Genomic DNA, 18,209 nt, shown 5'->3' on the forward strand with positions numbered 1-18,209 from the left:
GCGCTCTCCGGCAAGGTCATCGAGCTCACGGACACCTTCCCGGTCCCCGACGCCAAGGCGTTCGAGGTCGGCCAGTGGTGGGCCGTGCAGGTCGATCCGGTCGCGGGCGGCGGCCGTGACGAACGCGAGCTGCAGAAGCTGGTCGAGATCACCGAGATCATCGACGCGGACCACATCCGGATCGGCTACCTCAACGGCTGGGAACTCGCCGCGGGCCGCACCCTCACCTGGACCCGCATCGAGCCGGTCCACAACACCCACATCCGCAATCTGGTCTTCGAGGGCGCCGGCCCCGACGAGTACACCGGCTCCCACCCCGTCAGCTTCGAGTACGCCGTCGGCTGCGACGTCTCCGGGATCCACGCCACCGGCTCCTTCTGGCCGGTCATCATGCGCCGCTGGTGCACCCGGTTCCGTACCGAGGAGTGCTCCCTGAAGAACCCGCCCACCGTCGAGTACGGCGGCGCGGGCTATCTCACGCAGCAGATCTACTGTCTGTACGGACGGGTCGCGGACTGCACGACCAGCAACGTCCGTCATCTCAACGACCTGACCGCCTCCGCCTATTGCACCGTCGTGAACTGCCACGGCGACGGCGACGACGCGGGCGGCAACCCCTTCACGACACATGGGCAGTACGAGCACGATCTCCTCTTCGACGGCAACTCCGGACTGATGGACATAGCCAACTCCGGTGCGCAGTGGGGAATCTCCGCGAAGCGGATCACCGTACGCAGACATGTCTGCTCCTGGTTCACCGCCAACACCAAGATCACCGATCTGACCCTCGAGGACATCACGGTGATCGCGCGCCCCACCTTCGACCAGGCCGGCACCCTCACCGTCAACGCCGACGGAGCCCAGGTGCGCGGCTGCACCGCCAAGACCTTCGCCGTCGCCCAGCGCTCCGCCCGCTCCACCCGGCCGACCACCATCAGCGACTGCTCCTTCGAGCCGCCTGCGGGCGCCGTCCTCGTCCAGACTCCGGTCACCGCCCCCGTCCACTTCGTACGCTGCACCTTCAAGGGCGTCGACGGCGCGATCCTGCGCGGTGCGGGGCCCGTCCACTTCACCGACTGCACCGTCACCGGCGCCGAGAACGCGGCCCCGCTCTCGGTCGGATCGGCGGATCTGCGGATGGACGGCGGTAGTTACGACAACACCGGCATCGAACTCAGCGCCGTCCGCGACCAGCGGATCACCATCACCGGCGGCACCCGCCTCACCGGCAGCAACAAGGCCAAGGTATTTCTCGGCCGCGCAGCCGGTCCCGGGAAGGTGACCTGGGACATCAACGCGCTCAGCAGCGCCGCCTCGGGACCGGACACCGCCCATGTACGCATCGCCGACGGCACGAACCACTACGCGGCGACCGGCAGCCGCTTCACCGGCGGCACGCTCCACCTCGCCCCGGACGCACTCGATTCGGCCCTGCACACCGCGTGCGTGGAGGACGGTACGAAGCGCAGCGCGATGCCCGCGAACAGCGACTCGGTGCGCACGGACGGGAACCTGACGCTGTGACCGCCGTCATCAGGACCGCGACGGCGGCCGATGACCCGGCCCTGGCCGCCCTGTGGCAGCGGTGCTTCGACGCCCCACAGATCGTCGCTCTCCATGCCCTCGACCCGGACCGCCACCGCCATACGTTCGTCGCGCAGAACGGTCCGGGGGGCGGGATCGACGCGGTCGTCGTCTACGTACCGAGGCTGATCCGCGACGCGCACGGCACCCCGCAACGGGTCGGCGGCATCGGCAGCGTCGCCACCCGTCCCGAGGCACGGGGCCAGGGGCTGGTGCGGCGGCTGCTGGTGGAGGCGGAGCGCACCATGATGGCCGAACAGTGCGCCTGGTCACTGCTGTTCACCGGAACACCCGGGGTCTACCGGGGCTCGGGATGGCAGGAATTCGGCAGCGCGTACACCGAGGGGACGCTCGCGCCCCCGGTTGCCCTCGGGGCGTTCCGGGTCCGCGAGGCCACCGCGGAGGACGCCGTGGAGGTGGCCGCCCTGCACCATGCGTACAACGCGAACAGACCGCTCAGCTCGTTGCGGGCTCCGGAGGACTGGGCGGTGCGCGTGCCCGCCTGGTACGGCCCGGTCGAGCGGTCGCTCGTGGCGGAGGACCCCGGGTCGGGGGCGGTCGTGGGCTGGATGGTGGCCCAGCACGAGGGGGAGCGTGTGGAGGTACGCGAATTCGCCGGCGCACCCGACTGCCTGGGCGAACTGTTCGCCGCCGTCGGTGAACGTGGCCGGGCCGCGGGGCTGAGCCGGGCCCGGGTCCGGATTCCCGACGGCCCCGGGGTCCGGGCAGCACTGCCGGCCCTGCTGGCGGACCCCCGGCCGGTGGACGAACACGTGGGCATGGCGCGCCCGCTGCACGCCACCGCCGACTCGGTCCGGGCCACGGTCACGGCGCCCGGCGCGGTCCATTGGTACGGCGACTGCTTCTGACCGGTACGGCGGCTGCTTCTGCGAGGCCGGGGCGCTGTCAGCGACAGGGAGTGAGCAGGCAGCGCCCTGCCGGCCCCGCCCCCGCGTCCCTCGGCTTTCTGAACTCTTCGGCGAGCAAAGGGACATCACGCAATCGCCACAGCACCAGGGCCGCGGACCAGGCCGCCTCACGGGCCGGTTCCGGACTCCACGAGCCGAGCGGATGGTTGATCGGGTCCGCGAGTTCCAGCAGATCGGGGCCGGGCATCAGATCCTCGCGGATCCGAGTGCGCCATGGCCCAGACCTGCCGAGGGTTCATCGGAACGAGGGGACGGCTGCGACGGGCACCGCACCGCGCCTGGCGTGCGCGCAGCCGGAAGCCCTTGCTTCGGTGCTACGCCTTGTCCGTCGGTGCCGGTTCGTCGTACGCCGAAGTCCCGGAGTCCAGCAGGGGCTCCTGGGTCTTGAGGTGCGCCGGGGCGAAGGCACGGAGTACGTGGTAGCCGGTGATCACCACGATCGTGCCCAGGGCGATGCCGCTCAGCTCGAAGTTGTCGGTGATCTTCAGGCTGACCCCGCCGACGCCGATGATGATGCCCGCGGCGGCCGGGACCAGGTTCAGCGGATTGCGCAGATCGACCTTGCCGTGCAGCCAGATCTGGGCACCGAGAAGGCCGATCATGCCGTACAGGATGACGGTGATGCCGCCGAGCACACCGCCGGGGATGGCGGCGACGACCGCACCGAACTTGGGGCAGAGGCCGAAGAGCAGAGCGAAGCAGGCGGCGGCCCAGTACGCGGCGGTGGAGTAGACCCGGGTCGCGGCCATGACGCCGATGTTCTCCGAGTACGTGGTGTTCGGCGGTCCGCCCACCGCGGTCGACAGCATCGACGCGGCACCGTCGGCGGCGATCGCGGTGCCCAGCTTGTCGTCCAGCGAGGCGCCGGTCATCTCGCCGACGGCCTTCACATGGCCGGCGTTCTCGGCGATCAGCGCGATGACCACCGGCAGGGCGACCAGGATCGCCGACCACTCGAAGCTCGGCGCGTGGAAGGACGGGAGACCGATCCAGTCGGCCTTGCCGACGCCCGACAGATCGAGCCGCCAGTGGTCGACGGCCTCGGCGCCGCCCACCGGGGAGTGGATCTTGCCGAAGATCCGGTCGAGGGCCCAGGACAGCGCGTACCCGAAGACCAGACCCAGGAAGATCGCGATACGCGAGAAGAATCCGCGCAGGCACACTACGGCCAGTCCGGTGAACAGCATGACCAGCAGTGCCGTCCACTGGTCCTGCGGCCAGTACGTCGACGCGGTCACCGGAGCCAGGTTGAACCCGATCAGCATGACGACGGCGCCGGTGACCACCGGCGGCATCGCGGCATGGATGATCCGCGCGCCGAACCGCTGCACCGCGAGACCGGCGAGGAAGAGCACCACACCGACGACGAAGACCGCACCGGTGACCACAGCGCTGCTGCCGCCGCTCGCCCGGATCGTCGCGGCGACCCCGACGAAGGAGAGCGAACAGCCGAGGTAGCTGGGCACCTGGCCGCGCGTGGCCAGCAGGAAGATGGCCGTCGCGACCCCCGACATCATGATCGCCAGGTTCGGGTCCAGGCCCATGAGCACCGGGGCGACGAACGACGCGCCGAACATCGCGACCACGTGCTGGGCGCCGAGTCCGAACGTACGGGGCCAGGAGAGCCGTTCGTCCGGCCGGACCACGGCCCCCGGCGCGGGGGTCTTCCCGTCGCCGTGCAAGGTCCAGCGCACGCCGAGGCCCATGGTCGCTCCCTGTGTGTAGGTGCGGAGTCCAGTGCCTCGCCCGGCATGGCGCAAACCGCAGAAATGATCAGCGTCATGGTAATGCCGGATCGCGCCGCGCTCGCGGCCGGGCATGGGCGCAAGCACTCCACCACGGATCCCATGCATGAATCGTGCGCGAAGCATTGTCACTCCGAACAGCCAGCCCTACGCTCGCACGGCCTTGGTCATGAACACGATTCACGTACATGATTGATGGGAGTGTTTCGATGAGTGGAAGACCACGTCGGCGTCTGGGCGCCCTCCTCACCGCCGCCGTCGCCCGGACTGCGGTGCTCGTCCCGGCCGCTTCCTCGGCTGCCGCCACCGCGCACGGCCACCGTCCGCCACATCGCGTGCCGAGGGCCGTGGTCGTCGACGGCCACCGCATCCAGCAGGCGAAGCTCCGGCTCGACCACGGCGACCCGGTCCTGCGCACCGCCGTCCGGGCGCTGACCGCCGAGGCGGACGGCTGGCTCGGCCAGGGCCCCTGGACGGTCGTCGACAAGCCGAAGCCCGCGCCGAGCGGAGACCCGCACGACTACCTGAGCCAGGCGCCGTACTGGTGGCCCTCCCAGCCGAAGACCACGGAGAACCCCTGGGGCTGCCCGTACGTGCAGCGTGACGGCGTACGCAACCCCGAGGTCGACACCGGCACCGACCGTCCCGACATCGGCAAGGTCTTCAACTCCGTCACCACCCTCAGCCTCGCCTGGTACTACACGGGCCGGAAGCAGTACGCCGAGCACGCCTCCGACATCCTGCGCACCTGGTTCCTGGATCCCGCGACGCGGATGAACCCCAACCTGAACCACGGACAGTTCATCCCCTGCAAGTACGACGGCCGGGCGATCGGCATCATCGACTTCTCCCAGCAGTACACGTCCGTTCTGGACGCCGTCGCGCTGCTCGAAACCGGGGCACCCGGCTGGTCGAAGGGTGACCGGACCGCCATGCGGGCCTGGAACACCTCGTTCCTCGACTGGCTGGTGAACTCGGACTTCGGCAAGCAGGAATCAGCAGCTCAGAACAACCACGGCACCTTCCAGGACATGCAGATCGCCGGCCTCGCCCTCGCCACCGGCGACAAGGCCCTCGCCCGCAAGGTCGTCCTGGACTCCCGTGCGCTGCGGATCGACCGGCAGATCGCGGGCGACGGCACCCAGCCGCAGGAGCTGGCACGCACCCGCAGCTGGCACTACTCGACCTTCGACCTGGTTGCCTACACCCGGCTCGCTGCCATCGGCAGGCAGGTCGGCGTGGACCTCTGGGCATACGAAGGGCCGCAGGGACAGAGCCTGTTCAAGGCGGTCGACTATCTGCTGCCCGCCGCGACCGGGGCCGCTCCCTGGCCCTACCCGGAGCTGGAGTTCCACCGGTACGCGGCCAGTGACATCGTGCACGCGGCCGCCGCCGCCGGTGACGCGAAGGCCGAGGTGGCCGTCGGGCAGCTGGAGACTCCGCCCGGCGGTGACCTGTGGGCGCTGCGGCCCGCCGCGGAGCAGCTCGACTCGATCGCCGGCTGAACCGTCCGCCGCGCTCCGCGCAGCCGCCGGCTCAGGGGCGCGGCTCGGCCGCCGCCGCGCTCGGAGCGGCGGCCTGCGAGGACGACACGGCCCTGCGGTCGCCCGCCCGCAGCACCCCGGCCCCCAGCACCAGGCCGAACGCCAGCACCGTCACCAGGCCGAACGACACGACCAGCGAGGTCGCCTCGGCCAGCGAGCCGATCGCGGACGGGGCGATGAGCCCGGAGGTGTACGTGATGGTGGCGACGCCCGCGATCGCCCGGCTCGGGTTCGGGCCACTGCGTCCGGCCGCCGCGAAGGCGAGCGGGACGACCACGGCGATACCGAGGCCGAGGAGCCCGAAACCGCACATCGCCAGTACCGCGTTCGGCGACGCGACCACGAGCAGCCCGCCGGCCGACGCGAGGACGCCGCCGACCCGTACGGTCCGGACCGCCCCGAAGCGGTCGACGACCTTGTCACCGGCGATCCGGGCAACCGCCATCGTCAGCGCGAACGCCGTCGTGGACGCCGCGGCGAGCCCGGCGGAGGTGTCCATGATGTCCCGGAGGTAGACCGCCGACCAGTCCAGACTGGCGCCCTCCGCGAATACCGCGCAGAAGCCCACCGCGCCGATGACCAGCGCCGACTTCGGCGGCAGTGTGAAGCGCGGCGGCGGCTCCTCGTCCGGCTCGCTGCGCAGATCCAGTACGCCCTGACAGGCGATCAGCCCGAGTGCCGTGAGCACCAGAGCGGCGATCGTGTGGTGCAGCCGGCCGTCGGAGCCCAGATGCGCGGCCACCGTGCCCGCAGCCGAACCGACCAGGGCGCCCACGCTCCACATTCCGTGCAGCCCGGACATGATCGACTTGTCGAGGCGGTTCTCCACCTCGACACCGAGGGCGTTCATCGCCACATCCGACATGCCGGCCGATGCCCCGTACACGAAGAGCGCGGCGCACAGCGTCAGCAGGTTGGGTGCCAGCGCGGGCAGGATCAGCGCCAGTGTCCACAGGGCGAGCAGTCCGCGCAGCGCGGTCCTGGCGCCGAAGCGATGACTGATCGCACCGGCCAGCGGCATGGCGAGGGAGGCGCCGATCGCCGGGAAGGCCAGGGCGAGGCCGAGCTGCCCGGCGCTGACCCCCGCGTGGTCCTGGATCCAGGGCACCCGGGTGGCGAAGCTGCCGGTCACCGCGCCGTGTACGGCGAAGACCGCGGCGACGGCGAACCTGGCCCGCCTCACCTGCTCCATGCCGAAGACCGTCTCTGTGGAATCCGTCGTCATACCGCCGTGCCCTCCCTTGGGAATCCTCTGTCACCGGCGCCCCCGGCGCGCGTCTCCACGGTGCGGGCCGTAAACTATCAGGAACCCTGCCTGATAAATAGTCCATCCTCTCGTCCCGTGCGGGAGTGATCTGGAAGGATCCCGGCATGCCCGCATCACCGAGCACCGCCCGGGCCATCAACGACCGGCTCGCCCTGCGACTGCTTCAGCAGGACGGCCCGCTGACGGCCACGCAGTTGAAGACGCTGACCGGTCTCTCCCGCCCGACCGTCGCCGACCTCGTCGAACGGCTGCAGGGGGCCGGTCTGGTCCGGGTGGTCGGTGAGGCCGGCTCCGAGCGCCGCGGCCCCAACGCCCGGCTGTACGGGATCGCCGCCGACCGCGCCCACCTCGCCGCGCTCGACGTACGCACCGGCAGCGTCGCCGTGGTCGTCGCCGATCTCCTCGGCGCCACGCTCGCCGAGGCGACCCTGCCCATCGGCAGCGACACCGATACCGAGGCCGCCGCCGAACAGGCCGCAGCGCTGCTGGAACGCACCGCGGGGGAGGCGGGCGCCGCCCCGCTGCACAGCGTCGGCATCGGCGCGCCCGGTCTGATCGACCCGGTCACCGGCGAACTGCGCGACACCACCGGGCTGCCCGCCTGGCACCGACGACTGGTGCGGGTGCTGCAGCAGAGGCTGCCCGCCACCGTGCTGGTCGAGAACGAGACCAATCTCGCCGCCGTCGCCGAGCAGCGCATCGGCGCGGCCCGCGACCGTGACACCTTCGTACTCTTCTGGCTCGGCCATGGCGTCGGCGCCGCCGTCATGCTGGACGGGAAGCTCCGCCGCGGCGCCTCGGGAGGCGCGGGCGAGATCGGCTTCCTGCCGGTGCCCGGCACGATCGGCACCCCGTCGGCCGTCAACTGCGACGGCGGGTTCCACTCGCTGGTGGGCTCCGCCGCGGTGTGCGAACTGGCCGCCGCCCACGGCATATACGTGCCCCCGGGCGCGACCGAGGGGGACAAGGAGCCGGGCGCCGCATTTGTCGTACGGGCCGCGCTGGCGGGGGAGGGGGAGAGCGAGGCCTTCCTGGGCGCCCTCGCCGAACGTCTCGCGCTCGGCGCCGCCGCCATCGCCTCCGTTCTCGACCCGGGCTGTGTGCTGCTCGCGGGCGAGGTCGGCCACGCGGGCGGCGACGCGCTGGCGGCACGGGTCGAGGAGCGGCTGGCCATGATGTCCCCGCTTCGCACCGAGGTCAGGGCCGGCCGGCTCGGCGGTGCCGCGGTGCTCCGCGGCGCACTGCTCGCCGCCCGTGAGGCGGCTCAGGACGAGCTGTTCACCCCGGCCGGCTGAACCGCTCGGCGAGAAATTCCTCGAACGTCGCGATTTCCACGGTCGGTTCGGGGCTCAGATGGTCTTCGCGCCGGTATCCGGCGTACGCCTTGCCCGTCGGCCGTGCGGGCATCGGGGGCCGCTTCCGTCCGGTCGCCCGGAGAGATGCGCGGGCCGGTTCGGTGAGTGGTCCGATCCCGGGTCCGCCCATATAGGGCACCCGGCGCGCCGGTCCCGAGGCGGCCGATTCGGCCGGTCGGTCCGCGACTTCACCGGAGTCGACCGGCTGCATCCGTACCCCGGCCGGCGGCGGCATCGGTGTCGAGGCAGCCCGTACCGCCGTCGACGTGGGCGAACGCGTAATTCAATTGGGTGACTTTGTCCCGGGGGATGTCGGAGGCGAGACAGGCGGGCTTGCCGTCCTTCCCGGTCCGCCAGTCGGTGAAGTGTCCGACGATCCGCCGCGGATGGTCGGCGCCCATCTCCTCGCGCCCCTCGGTGTCGTAGACGGATCAGCAGGGGGCGGCGGCACCACGGGTTCCGTAGAGCCCGTCGGGCCGACAGGACTCCTGGTCGGCGGCGGCCGACGGGGCGGCGGCGAGCGAGCCCATGAGCAGTCCGGCGACGGCTGCGCAGGCTGCGAGCAGGGTGGCTCTCGCACGGGTGGGGGACAGTACGTTCGGTTCCTCCCGGGGACGTTCGGCGGAACGCAACTGACAAGGCGGTGGGTTGTGTTGATGTCCCGCGGCGTGCGCACACCGGGGGATCGCCCCTCGGAGGTGACGCAGAGATTGAGAGGACTGGACCATTGCATCAATCGGCCTGGATCTTCAAGGCTCGGTGGTCCCGTTGTGGCAGGCCCCGTTCGGGGGTCTTTGTGAGCCACTCCACAGGTGCTCACTCGTATGGCCCATGAGCAGGCGTGGCACACTGATCGTGTACCAGCAGCAGCGCACTCCGGGGTCGGTGCAATTCCGAACCGGCGGTTATAGTCCGCGACCCGTCCGCATCCAGCGGCCGGTTGACCAGGTGAAATTCCTGGACCGACGGTTAAAGTCCGGATGGGAGGCAGTGCGCGGCGGGCCGTTTCACGGGTACGCCGCCGTCGGCGGATGGTCTTCGGGCAACCGATCCATCCGTGTATTCGGCATTCGGCGTCCCCTTGTCGCGTTCCCGCTTCATCTGTCGTCATCGACAGGCCCCGGAGTCCGTGCCCTAAGAGGCAGGAGGACCCGGTGGACACCGCAGCCGACATCACCGCCATGCGCCGAGCGATCACGCTCGCAGCGCGCGGTCTCGGCTCCACCAGCCCCAACCCGGTCGTCGGCTGTGTCATCCTCGACGCCGCAGGCAGGCCGGCCGGCGAAGGATTCCACCAGCGCGCCGGTGGGCCGCACGCCGAGATCCACGCCCTGCGCGCCGCAGGCGACAGGGCCCGGGGCGGCACCGCCTACGTCACTCTCGAACCCTGTAATCACACCGGCCGCACCGGTCCCTGCGCCCAGGCGCTCATCGAGGCCGGTGTCGCCCGCGTCGTCTACGCCGTCGGCGACCCGAATCCGCAGGCCACCGGCGGTGCGGACACCCTGCGTGCGGCCGGGGTCAAAGCCGAGCAGGGGCTCCTCGCGGACGAGGCCGAGACGGGCAACGCGGCCTGGCTGACCTCGGTGCGCCTGGGCCGCCCGTACGTCCTGTGGAAGTACGCGGCGACCCTCGACGGCCGGATCGCGGCCGCCGACGCCACCAGCCGCTGGATCACCTCGCCCGAGTCCCGCGCCGACGTCCACCGGCTGCGCGCCGAGGCCGACGCCGTCGTGGTCGGCTCCGGCACCGCCCGTGCCGACGACCCGCAGCTCGGCGTACGGGGCATCGAAGGCGCCGTACAGCCCCTGAGGGTGGTGGTCGACACCGGTGCCGGCGCCGTACGCCCCGGCGCCCGCGTCCTCGACGACACCGCGCCCACCCTGATCGCCGTCGCCGACGACGCCGACGCCCGCCATCTCCCCGAAGGGGCCGTCCTGCGGCTGCCGCGCGCCGCCACCGGCCCCGGCCTGGACGTCCCCGCCCTGCTCGCCGCCCTGCACGGGCGAGGCATCCGCTCCGTACTCCTCGAAGGCGGCCCGACCCTGGCCGGGGCCTTCGTCGCGGCGGGAACGGTCGACAAGGTCGTCGGTTATCTCGCCCCCGTGCTCCTCGGCGCCGGCCCTGCGGCCCTCGCCGACGCCGGAATCTCCACCATCACCGATGCGTTGCGCCTCGATGTGACCGAGACCGTCCGTATCGGCCCCGATCTGCGCATCACCGCCGTCCCCGGCCCTGCCCGGAAGGGAAACTGAGTGTTCACCGGAATTGTCGAAGAACTGGGTGAAGTCACCGCTGTCGAGAAGCTCGGCGACGCCTCCCGCTTCCGCCTGCGCGGTCCCGTCGTCACCGAAGGCGCCAAGCACGGCGACTCCATCGCCGTCAACGGCGTCTGCCTCACCGTCGTCGACCTCGGCGACGGCGAGTTCACCGCCGATGTGATGGCCGAGACCCTGAACCGGTCCAGCCTCGGCGCCCTGGAGACCGGCTCCCGGGTCAACCTGGAGCGCCCCATGGCGGTCGGCGGCAGGCTCGGCGGCCACATCGTCCAGGGCCATGTCGACGGCACCGGCCGCATCGTCGAGCGCGAGATCTCCGAGAACTGGGAGATCGTGAAGATCTCCCTCCCCGCGGACCTGACCCGCTACGTGGTGGAGAAGGGGTCGATCACCGTCGACGGCGTCAGCCTGACCGTCGTCGACGCCGGACCCGACTACTTCACCATCAGCCTCATCCCCACCACCCTCGCCCTGACCACGCTCGGCATCAAGGAGCCCGGCGACCCGGTCAACCTCGAGGTGGACGTCATCGCGAAGTACGTCGAGCGGCTGCTCGGCAACACCGCGCAGGAACCCGAGGAGCCGGCGAAGTGACCGCGCTGAACTGGCTGAACTCGCAGGCGTTCACCGCCTTCGGACAGCACATCATCTGGTCCGACATGATCGGTAACACGGTCGGTCTGATCGCGCTGGCCCTGGGCTGGCTCCGCTCGATCTGGACCTGGCCCGCCCAGCTCCTGTCCGGCGTGGTCCTGGTCGCCGCCAATGTCTCTGTGCACCAGGCGGGCAGCGTCGGCAAGCAGCTCGTGGTCATCGCCGTGGCCGTCTGGGGCTGGCAGCAGTGGACCCGGGGCAAGCGGCAGGCCCAGGACGGCTCCCTCGCCGTACGGTTCGCCACCTGGCGCGAGCGCGGCTACCTGCTGGGCGGCGCCGCACTCGGCACCCTCGCGGTCGGCGGCCTGTTCACCGCGTTCCCCTCACTCTCCTGGAGCCCGTGGGCGGACGCGTACATATTCGCCGGCACGCTCGTCGCGATGTTCGCCCAGGCCCGCGGCATGGTCGAGTTCTGGTTCGCCTGGCTCCTCGTCGACCTGGTCGGGGTACCGCTGAACTTCCACAGCGGTCTCGCCTTCTCCGGTCTCATCTACGTCGTGTACGGCGCCCTTGTGCTGTGGGGCATGCGCGACTGGTGGCTGCGTTCGCGGACACCCGCTCTGGAAGGAGCCACGGCATGACTGCCCAGCCCACCTGGTTGCACCGGGAACACGAAAGCGCCGTCGAGGACCTGAGCCTCGACCCCGTCGAGCAGGCGATCCGCGACATCGCCGCCGGACGGCCCGTCGTGGTCGTCGACGACGAGGACCGGGAGAACGAGGGCGACCTCGTCATCGCGGCCGAGATGGCCACCCCCGAGATCGTCGCGTTCATGATGAGCGAGTGCCGCGGCCTGATCTGCGCGCCCATGGAGAACGACGAGCTGGAACGGCTCGAACTGCCGCAGATGGTCGGCCACAACACCGAGTCGATGCGCACGGCCTTCACCGTCTCCGTCGACGCATCAGCGGCGCACGGCGTCACCACCGGCATCTCCGCCGCGGACCGGGCCACCACGCTCCGGATGCTGGCGGGCGGCGAGGCCGGCCCCGGCGACTTCGTACGGCCCGGCCACATCTTCCCGCTCCGCGCCCGCTCCGGCGGGGTGCTGGTCCGCAACGGCCACACCGAGGCCGCGGTCGACCTCGCCCGGCTCGCCGGACTGCGGCCCGCCGGAGCGATCGTCGAGATCGCCGGCGAGGACGGCGTGATGCTGCGGCTGCCCCAGCTGGTCCCGTTCGCCCGCAAGCACGGCCTCACGATCATCTCCATCGAGGACCTGATCGCCTACCGCCGCACCTCGGAGCCGACCGTCCGCCGCGAGGCCGAGGTACGGCTGCCGACGAGCTTCGGCGCGTTCACCGCGTACGGCTACCGCTCCACGGCCGACGGTGTCGAGCACGTCGCGCTCGTCCACGGCGACATCGGGGACGGCGACGACGTCCTGACACGGATCCACTCCGAGTGCCTGACCGGCGACATCTTCCAGTCGCAGCGCTGCGACTGCGGGCCCCAGCTGCACGCCTCCATGCGCCGGATCACCGAGGAGGGCCGAGGCGTCGTCATCTATCTGCGCGGCCACGAGGGCCGGGGCATCGGCCTGCTGTCCAAGCTGCGCGCCTACGAACTCCAGGAGCGCGGCATCGACACCCTCGACGCCAACCTCGAGCTCGGCCTGCCCGCCGACGCCCGGGACTACGCGGCCGGTGCCCAGATCCTCAAGGACCTCGGCGTCCACAGCCTCAGGCTGATGACCAACAACCCCGACAAGACGGCCGCGGTCCTGCGGCACGGTCTGGCCGTCACCGGCCGCGAGCCGATGCCCGTCCAGGCCGGCGAACACAATCTGCGCTACCTGCGCACCAAGCGCGACCGTATGGGGCACGACCTGCCCTGGCTCGACGCCACGGCGTCGACCTGCGGCAACCAGTAACGATCACGGAAACGAGCGGTAGGAGAGACATGAGCGGCAAGGGTGCACCCGAACTGTCCGTACGCAACTGCGGTGACCTGCGTGTGGCGGTCGTCGCCGCCCAGTGGCACGAGAAGGTCATGGACGGACTCGTCGACGGCGCGCTGCGCGCCCTGCACGAGCTGGGCATCGACGAGCCGACCCTGCTCCGGGTGCCCGGCAGCTTCGAGCTCCCGGTGGTCGCCAAGGTCCTCGCCGGTCGCGGTTACGACGCCGTCGTCGCCCTCGGCGTGATCATCCGCGGTGGCACGCCGCACTTCGAGTACGTGTCCCACGGCGTCACCAACGGCCTGACCCAGGTCGCCGTCGACACCGGGGTCCCGGTCGGCTTCGGCGTACTCACCTGCGACACCGAGGAGCAGGCGCTCGACCGGGCCGGACTGGAAGGCTCCAACGAGGACAAGGGGCACGAAGCGGTCACCGCGGCCGTCGCCACCGCCGCCACGCTGCGCACGGTCAGCGAGCCCTGGCGCTGAGTGCGGGGCCCGGACCCCGTAGTCTAAGGACCATCATGGCGAACAAAACCTTCGAAGAGCTCTTCGCCGAGCTGCAGCTCAAGGCCGCCAACGGCGACCCCTCCACCTCCCGTACCGCCGAGCTGGTGGACAAGGGTGTCCATGCCATCGGCAAGAAGGTCGTCGAGGAGGCCGCCGAGGTCTGGATGGCCGCCGAGCACGAGAGCAAGGACGCCGCCGCCGAGGAGATCTCCCAGCTGCTGTACCACGTCCAGGTGATGATGGTCGCCCGCGGGATCTCCCTCGACGACGTCTACGCTCACCTCTGAGCACGACCTGAGCACCACGTAGCACTCCGTACATCCACACACCCGTACAAGACTCCCTCCTCGCAAAGGAAACCTGGCCTCATGCTGCGCATCGCCGTCCCCAACAAGGGTTCACTCTCCGGGCCTGCGATGGCGATGCTCCATGAGGCCGGCTACCAGCAGCGCAAGGAGTCCAAGGAGCTCGTCCTCGTCGACCCCGAGAACGAGGTCGAGTTCTTCTACCTGCGGCCGCGCGACATCGCGATCTACGTCAGCTCCGGCCGCCTCGACATCGGCATCACCGGCCGCGACCTGCTGCTGGACTCCGGCGCCGACTCCGAGGAGATCCTCCAGCTCGGCTTCGCCCGTTCCACCTTCCGCTACGCCACCAAGCCGGGCACGGCCCAGGGCCCGCAGGACTTCGACGGCAAGACGATCGCCACCTCCTACGAGGGCATCGTCGCCAAGCACCTCGCCGATGTCGGCGTCAACGCCTCCGTCGTCCACCTCGACGGCGCGGTCGAGACCGCCATCGAACTCGGTGTCGCCCAGGTCATCGCCGATGTCGTGGAGACCGGCACCAGCCTGCGCAACGCCGGACTCGAAGTCATCGGCGAGCCGATCATGAAGTCGGAGGCCGTCGTCATCCGCCGCACCGGCGCACCGGACGACGACCCCAAGGTGCAGCAGTTCCTCCGCCGCCTCCAGGGCGTCCTGGTCGCCCGCAGCTACGTGATGATGGACTACGACTGCCGCGTCGAGCACCTGGAGCGCGCGGTGGCCCTCACCCCGGGCCTGGAGTCGCCGACCATCTCCCCGCTGCACCACGAGGGCTGGGTCGCCGTCCGTTCCATGGTCGCCGCCCGGGAGGCCCAGCGGATCATGGACGATCTGTACGACCTCGGCGCCCGCGCCATCCTCACCACCGCCATCCACGCCTGCCGCCTCTGACGGCCGGGCGACCACCCGGAAGACAGAAGAACACGATGTCCGCCCCCGCGCCCCGGCCCGAACTCCCCACGCTCCCGGTCACGTTCCGGCCGACCCGAACCCGGGTGGTCCTGCTGACCGTGGGGGCGGCGATGTTCGTCGTCATCACCGTCATCGCCCTGACCCTGGAGCAGCTGAGCGCGGGGGAGCGCTCCAGCTTCATCTTCACCGCGTTGCTGTTCTTCGGCGTACTCGCGCTGCTCAGCCGCCCGAAGATCGTCGCGAACGAGGACGGCGTGACGGTGGTCAATCTCACCCGAACGCGCCGACTGTCCTGGGCGGAGATTCTCCGTGTCAACCTGCGCGTCGGCGACCCCTGGGTCTTTCTCGACCTGAGCGACGGGACCAGCATGCCGGCCCTCGGTATCCAGCCGGGAATCGCCAAGCAGCAAGCCATCCGCGATGCCCGTGCGCTCCGCGCCCTCGCCGAGAACCACGGCACCGGTACGGACAACGGCTGAGCCCCCTGCCCCGTACGGCCTCTTCTTGTTTACTCTGGAGGACGGCGGCGCCCCGTGCGCCCCGCCCCGCACCAGAGGGTCCATGAGGCCTGCGGGGCTTTCCTGCGACCCAAGGAGTGACTCCTTCCAGCAATGGACGGATCGTCCGGTAGTACCTGCGCCGCCCCTTCCCAGGAGGCGGCGGCATGACCACCCCCCTGCTGCTTCTGAGCGCAGCATTCCTTCTCATCCTCGCCAACGGATTCTTCGTGGCAGCCGAGTTCGGGCTGGTCACGGTGGAGCGGCCGGACGCCGAGCGCGCCGCCGCCGAGGGCGACCGGCGGGCCCGCACCGTCGTCGAAGCCCTGCGTGAACTCTCCTTCCAGCTCTCCGGCACCCAGCTCGGCATCACCATCACCTCGCTGGTCGTCGGCATGCTCGCCGAACCGGCACTCGCCCAGCTGCTCGACGGCCCCCTCACCGCGACCGGTCTGCCCGACGGCGCCGTACCCGGCATCAGCGTGGTGATCGGGATGATGGTGGCCTCCGCCGTCCAGATGGTGATCGGCGAACTCGTGCCCAAGAACTGGGCGGTCTCCCGGCCGCTCCAGGTCGCCCGGTTCGTCGCCGGCCCCCAGCACCGTTTCTCCGCCGCGCTCCGGCCGGTGATCAGCCTGCTGAACACCGTCGCCAACCGGCTGGTACGACTGCTGGGTGTCGAACCCACCGATGAGCTGGCCTCCGCCCGTACCCCCGGGGAACTGGTTTCCCTGGCCCGGCACTCGGCCGAGGCCGGCACCCTCGAACAGGACACCGCGGATCTCTTCGTACGGACCCTGTCGCTCGCCGGACTCACCGCACAGCACGTCATGACCCCACGGGTGAAGGTCAGCGCCCTGCAGTCCTCGGCGACCGCGGAGGATGTCCTCAACCTCACCCGCGCCACCGGCCTCTCCCGCTTCCCCGTCTACCGGGAGCGCATCGACGAGGTCGTTGGCATGATCCACCTCAAGGACGCGCTCGCCGTGCCCGCCCAGGACCGGCTGCGCACGCCCGCGGGCCGGATCGCCGTACCGCCGCTGCTGGTGCCGGAGACACTGCCCGTCGAACAGCTGCTCCAGCGGCTGCGCAACGAACAGCCGATCGCCGTGGTCGTCGACGAGTACGGCGGCACCGCCGGGGTCGTCACCCTCGAGGACATCATCGAAGAACTCGTCGGCGAGGTCAGGGACGAGCACGACGCCGAAGGCGCCGACCGGCCCGAACTGGCCCCCGCCGCTCCCGAGGACGGCCGCCCGGCCTGGGATGCCGAAGGCAGCTGCCGGGTCCTGACCCTGCGCCGGATAGGGCTCGACGTCCCCGACGGACCGTACGAGACCGTGGCCGGACTCGTTGCCGATCTGCTGGGCCGCATCCCTGCCCCCGGCGACCGGGCCGAACTGCCCGGCTGGCGGATCTCCGTCCGCCAGGTCGACCACTACCGCGCCGAGAAGGTCCGCTTCGTACGCACGGCCGAGGTGACCGACCCCGTCACCGAGACACCGCTGGCCCACGGCGTCCTGGAGGCCGTGCGATGAGCCTCGTCCAGCTGCTGTTCGCGGCGCTCCTCGTGCTGGCGAACGGCTTCTTCGTGGGGGCCGAGTTCGCCCTCGTCTCCGTACGGCGCAGCCAGGTCGAACCTCTGGCGGCGGCAGGGTCGGGCCGGGCCCGCCAGGTGCTGTACGGCCTGGAGAACCTGCCGCAGATGATGGCTGCCGCCCAGTTCGGCATCACCGTCTGCTCGCTGACCCTCGGCGCCGTCGCCGAACCGACCGTCGCCCATCTGCTGGAGCCGGTCTTCCAGGCGGTCCACCTGCCCGAGGGCCTGATCCATCCGCTCGGCTATGTGCTGGCGCTCGTCTTCGTGGTCTTCCTCCATCTCGTCATCGGCGAAATGGTCCCGAAGAACCTCGCGATGGCGGCGCCGGAGAAGACCGCGCTCTGGCTCAGCCCCGGCCTCGTCGGCTTCGCCCGCGTGTGCCGTCCGGTCACCTCCGCACTGGGCGCATGCGCCCGGCTGGTGCTCCGGCTCTTCGGCGTCGAGCCGAAGGACGAGGTGGAGGCCGTCTTCACCAGCGAACAGCTCAACCGGCTCGTCGAGGACTCCGGCCAGGCCGGACTGCTGGAGCCGGAGGCGCAGGAGCGGCTGGAGGACGCACTGGAGCTGGGCAGCAGGCCCGTCACCGATGTGCTGCTCAGCCGGGCCTCCCTGGTGACGGTGGACCCCTCCGTCACCCCGCACCGGATCGAGGAGCTGACCGTACGGACCGGCTACTCGCGCTTTCCCGTGTGCGCGGAGGGCGGCGGCCCGTTCATGGGCTATCTGCACGTCAAGGATGTCCTGGACCTGGAGGACGGCGAGCGGGCCGTCCCGCAGCACGTGTGGCGCCCGATGGCGACCGTGAGGGCCGAGCTGCCCCTGGACGACGCCCTGACCGTGATGCGCCGCGCGGCGACGCATCTGGCGCAGGTCGCCGACGCATCGGGCCGGGTCCTGGGCCTGGTCGCCATGGAGGACGTCCTGGAGATGCTGGTCGGCGAGGTACGCGACCCGGCCCACCGGGTCGCGTTGCCGCGCCGGACGACGGACACGACAGCCGCCGGCACCGGCGAACTCACCGCGTCGGTCCCTTAGGGTCTCGATCGCCGGACGGGCTGATTCTCATCCCGTCCGGCGATCGAGGACAACGGCCACCGGGCGACCGAGG

The 18,209-nt window shown here is 70.8% G+C and carries 17 protein-coding genes, 2 pseudogenes and 1 riboswitch; of the genes and pseudogenes, 14 read left to right on the top strand and 5 right to left on the bottom strand.

The annotated features are described in order from the left end of the window. Together GA0115254_RS07635 and GA0115254_RS43745 are read left to right on the top strand one after the other, a co-directional pair. On the top strand, positions 1-1,524 hold a 1,524-nt coding region (locus tag GA0115254_RS07635; protein WP_107451306.1), incomplete at its 5' end, for a peptidase C14. Beyond that, positions 1,521-2,453 carry a GNAT family N-acetyltransferase gene (locus tag GA0115254_RS43745; RefSeq protein ID WP_176740014.1) on the top strand — a complete coding sequence of 311 codons (933 nt, stop codon included), beginning with the start codon at positions 1,521-1,523 and terminating at the stop codon, positions 2,451-2,453. The genes GA0115254_RS07635 and GA0115254_RS43745, both read left to right, overlap by 4 nt. 37 nt (positions 2,454-2,490) lie before the next feature. Here the strand turns inward: GA0115254_RS43745 and GA0115254_RS07645 are convergent. Both GA0115254_RS07645 and GA0115254_RS07650 read right to left on the bottom strand, forming a co-directional pair. Then, positions 2,491-2,718 (bottom strand): annotated as a pseudogene (locus GA0115254_RS07645) (DUF5995 family protein); the annotation flags it as partial. Between the two features lie 109 nt (positions 2,719-2,827). Next, entirely contained in the window at positions 2,828-4,219 is a 1,392-nt protein-coding gene (locus tag GA0115254_RS07650) for a uracil-xanthine permease family protein (protein ID WP_093894530.1), read from the bottom strand. A gap of 248 nt (positions 4,220-4,467) precedes the next feature. Here GA0115254_RS07650 and GA0115254_RS07655 point away from each other — a divergent pair, with 248 nt between their 5' ends. Beyond that, complete coding sequence (locus GA0115254_RS07655) at positions 4,468-5,763, top strand: alginate lyase family protein (protein WP_093894531.1); 1,296 nt, start codon at positions 4,468-4,470, stop codon at positions 5,761-5,763. 31 nt (positions 5,764-5,794) lie between these two features. On the opposite strand, the gene GA0115254_RS07660 is transcribed toward GA0115254_RS07655, so the two are convergent. Beyond that, on the bottom strand, positions 5,795-7,027 hold the full coding sequence (locus tag GA0115254_RS07660; protein ID WP_093894532.1) for an MFS transporter: 1,233 nt from the start codon (positions 7,025-7,027) through the stop codon (positions 5,795-5,797). A 146-nt stretch (positions 7,028-7,173) separates the two neighbouring features. Between GA0115254_RS07660 and GA0115254_RS07665 the strand changes: the two genes are divergently transcribed. Further along, positions 7,174-8,364 (top strand): ROK family transcriptional regulator, encoded by a 1,191-nt coding sequence (locus GA0115254_RS07665; protein WP_093894533.1) that lies wholly within the window; start codon positions 7,174-7,176, stop codon positions 8,362-8,364. On the opposite strand, the gene GA0115254_RS45705 is transcribed toward GA0115254_RS07665, so the two are convergent. Together GA0115254_RS45705 and GA0115254_RS07675 are read right to left on the bottom strand one after the other, a co-directional pair. Beyond that, positions 8,348-8,476: a hypothetical protein gene (locus GA0115254_RS45705; RefSeq protein WP_256102438.1), complete on the bottom strand. Its 129-nt coding sequence runs from the start codon at positions 8,474-8,476 to the stop codon at positions 8,348-8,350. The genes GA0115254_RS07665 and GA0115254_RS45705 overlap by 17 nt on opposite strands. A 205-nt stretch (positions 8,477-8,681) precedes the next feature. Then, a pseudogene (locus GA0115254_RS07675) lies at positions 8,682-8,954 on the bottom strand (chitinase); the annotation flags it as partial. 337 nt (positions 8,955-9,291) lie between these two features. Further along, a riboswitch (FMN riboswitch) is annotated at positions 9,292-9,422 on the top strand. Between the two features lie 156 nt (positions 9,423-9,578). Here GA0115254_RS07675 and ribD point away from each other — a divergent pair. The 10 genes from ribD (at position 9,579) to GA0115254_RS07725 (ending at position 18,136) form a co-directional block, all read left to right on the top strand. After that, positions 9,579-10,679: a bifunctional diaminohydroxyphosphoribosylaminopyrimidine deaminase/5-amino-6-(5-phosphoribosylamino)uracil reductase RibD gene (gene ribD, locus GA0115254_RS07680; RefSeq protein ID WP_093894535.1), complete on the top strand. Its 1,101-nt coding sequence runs from the start codon at positions 9,579-9,581 to the stop codon at positions 10,677-10,679. Beyond that, entirely contained in the window at positions 10,680-11,297 is a 618-nt protein-coding gene (locus tag GA0115254_RS07685; protein ID WP_093894536.1) for a riboflavin synthase, read from the top strand. Then, complete coding sequence (locus tag GA0115254_RS07690) at positions 11,294-11,938, top strand: nicotinamide mononucleotide transporter family protein (protein ID WP_093894537.1); 645 nt, start codon at positions 11,294-11,296, stop codon at positions 11,936-11,938. The genes GA0115254_RS07685 and GA0115254_RS07690 overlap by 4 nt, the downstream gene beginning before the upstream one ends. Next, entirely contained in the window at positions 11,935-13,230 is a 1,296-nt protein-coding gene (locus tag GA0115254_RS07695) for a bifunctional 3,4-dihydroxy-2-butanone-4-phosphate synthase/GTP cyclohydrolase II (RefSeq protein ID WP_093894538.1), read from the top strand. Before GA0115254_RS07690 ends, GA0115254_RS07695 begins: the two co-directional genes overlap by 4 nt. Positions 13,231-13,259: 29 nt before the next feature. Then, positions 13,260-13,745, top strand: a complete 486-nt coding sequence (gene ribH / locus GA0115254_RS07700; RefSeq protein ID WP_093894539.1) for a 6,7-dimethyl-8-ribityllumazine synthase — start codon at positions 13,260-13,262, stop codon at positions 13,743-13,745. A 35-nt stretch (positions 13,746-13,780) separates the two neighbouring features. Beyond that, the gene (locus GA0115254_RS07705) at positions 13,781-14,053 is read left to right on the top strand and encodes a phosphoribosyl-ATP diphosphatase (protein ID WP_018524273.1); all 273 of its coding nucleotides are present in this window, start codon (positions 13,781-13,783) and stop codon (positions 14,051-14,053) included. Between the two features lie 81 nt (positions 14,054-14,134). Then, positions 14,135-14,983, top strand: a complete 849-nt coding sequence (gene hisG / locus GA0115254_RS07710; RefSeq protein WP_093894540.1) for an ATP phosphoribosyltransferase — start codon at positions 14,135-14,137, stop codon at positions 14,981-14,983. Positions 14,984-15,018: 35 nt separating this feature from the next. Beyond that, on the top strand, positions 15,019-15,483 hold the full coding sequence (locus tag GA0115254_RS07715) for a PH domain-containing protein (protein ID WP_093894541.1): 465 nt from the start codon (positions 15,019-15,021) through the stop codon (positions 15,481-15,483). Between the two features lie 185 nt (positions 15,484-15,668). Further along, positions 15,669-17,039 (top strand): hemolysin family protein, encoded by a 1,371-nt coding sequence (locus GA0115254_RS07720; RefSeq protein WP_093894542.1) that lies wholly within the window; start codon positions 15,669-15,671, stop codon positions 17,037-17,039. Further along, entirely contained in the window at positions 17,036-18,136 is a 1,101-nt protein-coding gene (locus tag GA0115254_RS07725) for a hemolysin family protein (RefSeq protein WP_093894543.1), read from the top strand. Before GA0115254_RS07720 ends, GA0115254_RS07725 begins: the two co-directional genes overlap by 4 nt. Positions 18,137-18,209 lie beyond the last annotated feature (73 nt).

It is taken from the genome of Streptomyces sp. Ncost-T10-10d (assembly GCF_900091955.1).
Lineage (GTDB): Bacteria > Actinomycetota > Actinomycetes > Streptomycetales > Streptomycetaceae > Streptomyces.

What these genes read in the sequence shown, in the direction of transcription:
- GA0115254_RS07665 (WP_093894533.1), top strand. Translation starts at nt 7,174, where the DNA reads ATGCCCGCATCACCGAGCACCGCCCGGGCCATCAACGACCGGCTCGCC.
- ribH (WP_093894539.1), top strand. Translation starts at nt 13,260, where the DNA reads ATGAGCGGCAAGGGTGCACCCGAACTGTCCGTACGCAACTGCGGTGAC.
- GA0115254_RS07715 (WP_093894541.1), top strand. Translation starts at nt 15,019, where the DNA reads ATGTCCGCCCCCGCGCCCCGGCCCGAACTCCCCACGCTCCCGGTCACG.
- GA0115254_RS45705 (WP_256102438.1), bottom strand. Translation starts at nt 8,476, where the DNA reads ATGCCCGCACGGCCGACGGGCAAGGCGTACGCCGGATACCGGCGCGAA.
- GA0115254_RS07705 (WP_018524273.1), top strand. Translation starts at nt 13,781, where the DNA reads ATGGCGAACAAAACCTTCGAAGAGCTCTTCGCCGAGCTGCAGCTCAAG.
- GA0115254_RS07695 (WP_093894538.1), top strand. Translation starts at nt 11,935, where the DNA reads ATGACTGCCCAGCCCACCTGGTTGCACCGGGAACACGAAAGCGCCGTC.
- GA0115254_RS07720 (WP_093894542.1), top strand. Translation starts at nt 15,669, where the DNA reads ATGACCACCCCCCTGCTGCTTCTGAGCGCAGCATTCCTTCTCATCCTC.
- GA0115254_RS07650 (WP_093894530.1), bottom strand. Translation starts at nt 4,219, where the DNA reads ATGGGCCTCGGCGTGCGCTGGACCTTGCACGGCGACGGGAAGACCCCC.
- GA0115254_RS07725 (WP_093894543.1), top strand. Translation starts at nt 17,036, where the DNA reads ATGAGCCTCGTCCAGCTGCTGTTCGCGGCGCTCCTCGTGCTGGCGAAC.
- hisG (WP_093894540.1), top strand. Translation starts at nt 14,135, where the DNA reads ATGCTGCGCATCGCCGTCCCCAACAAGGGTTCACTCTCCGGGCCTGCG.
- GA0115254_RS07655 (WP_093894531.1), top strand. Translation starts at nt 4,468, where the DNA reads ATGAGTGGAAGACCACGTCGGCGTCTGGGCGCCCTCCTCACCGCCGCC.
- GA0115254_RS07660 (WP_093894532.1), bottom strand. Translation starts at nt 7,027, where the DNA reads ATGACGACGGATTCCACAGAGACGGTCTTCGGCATGGAGCAGGTGAGG.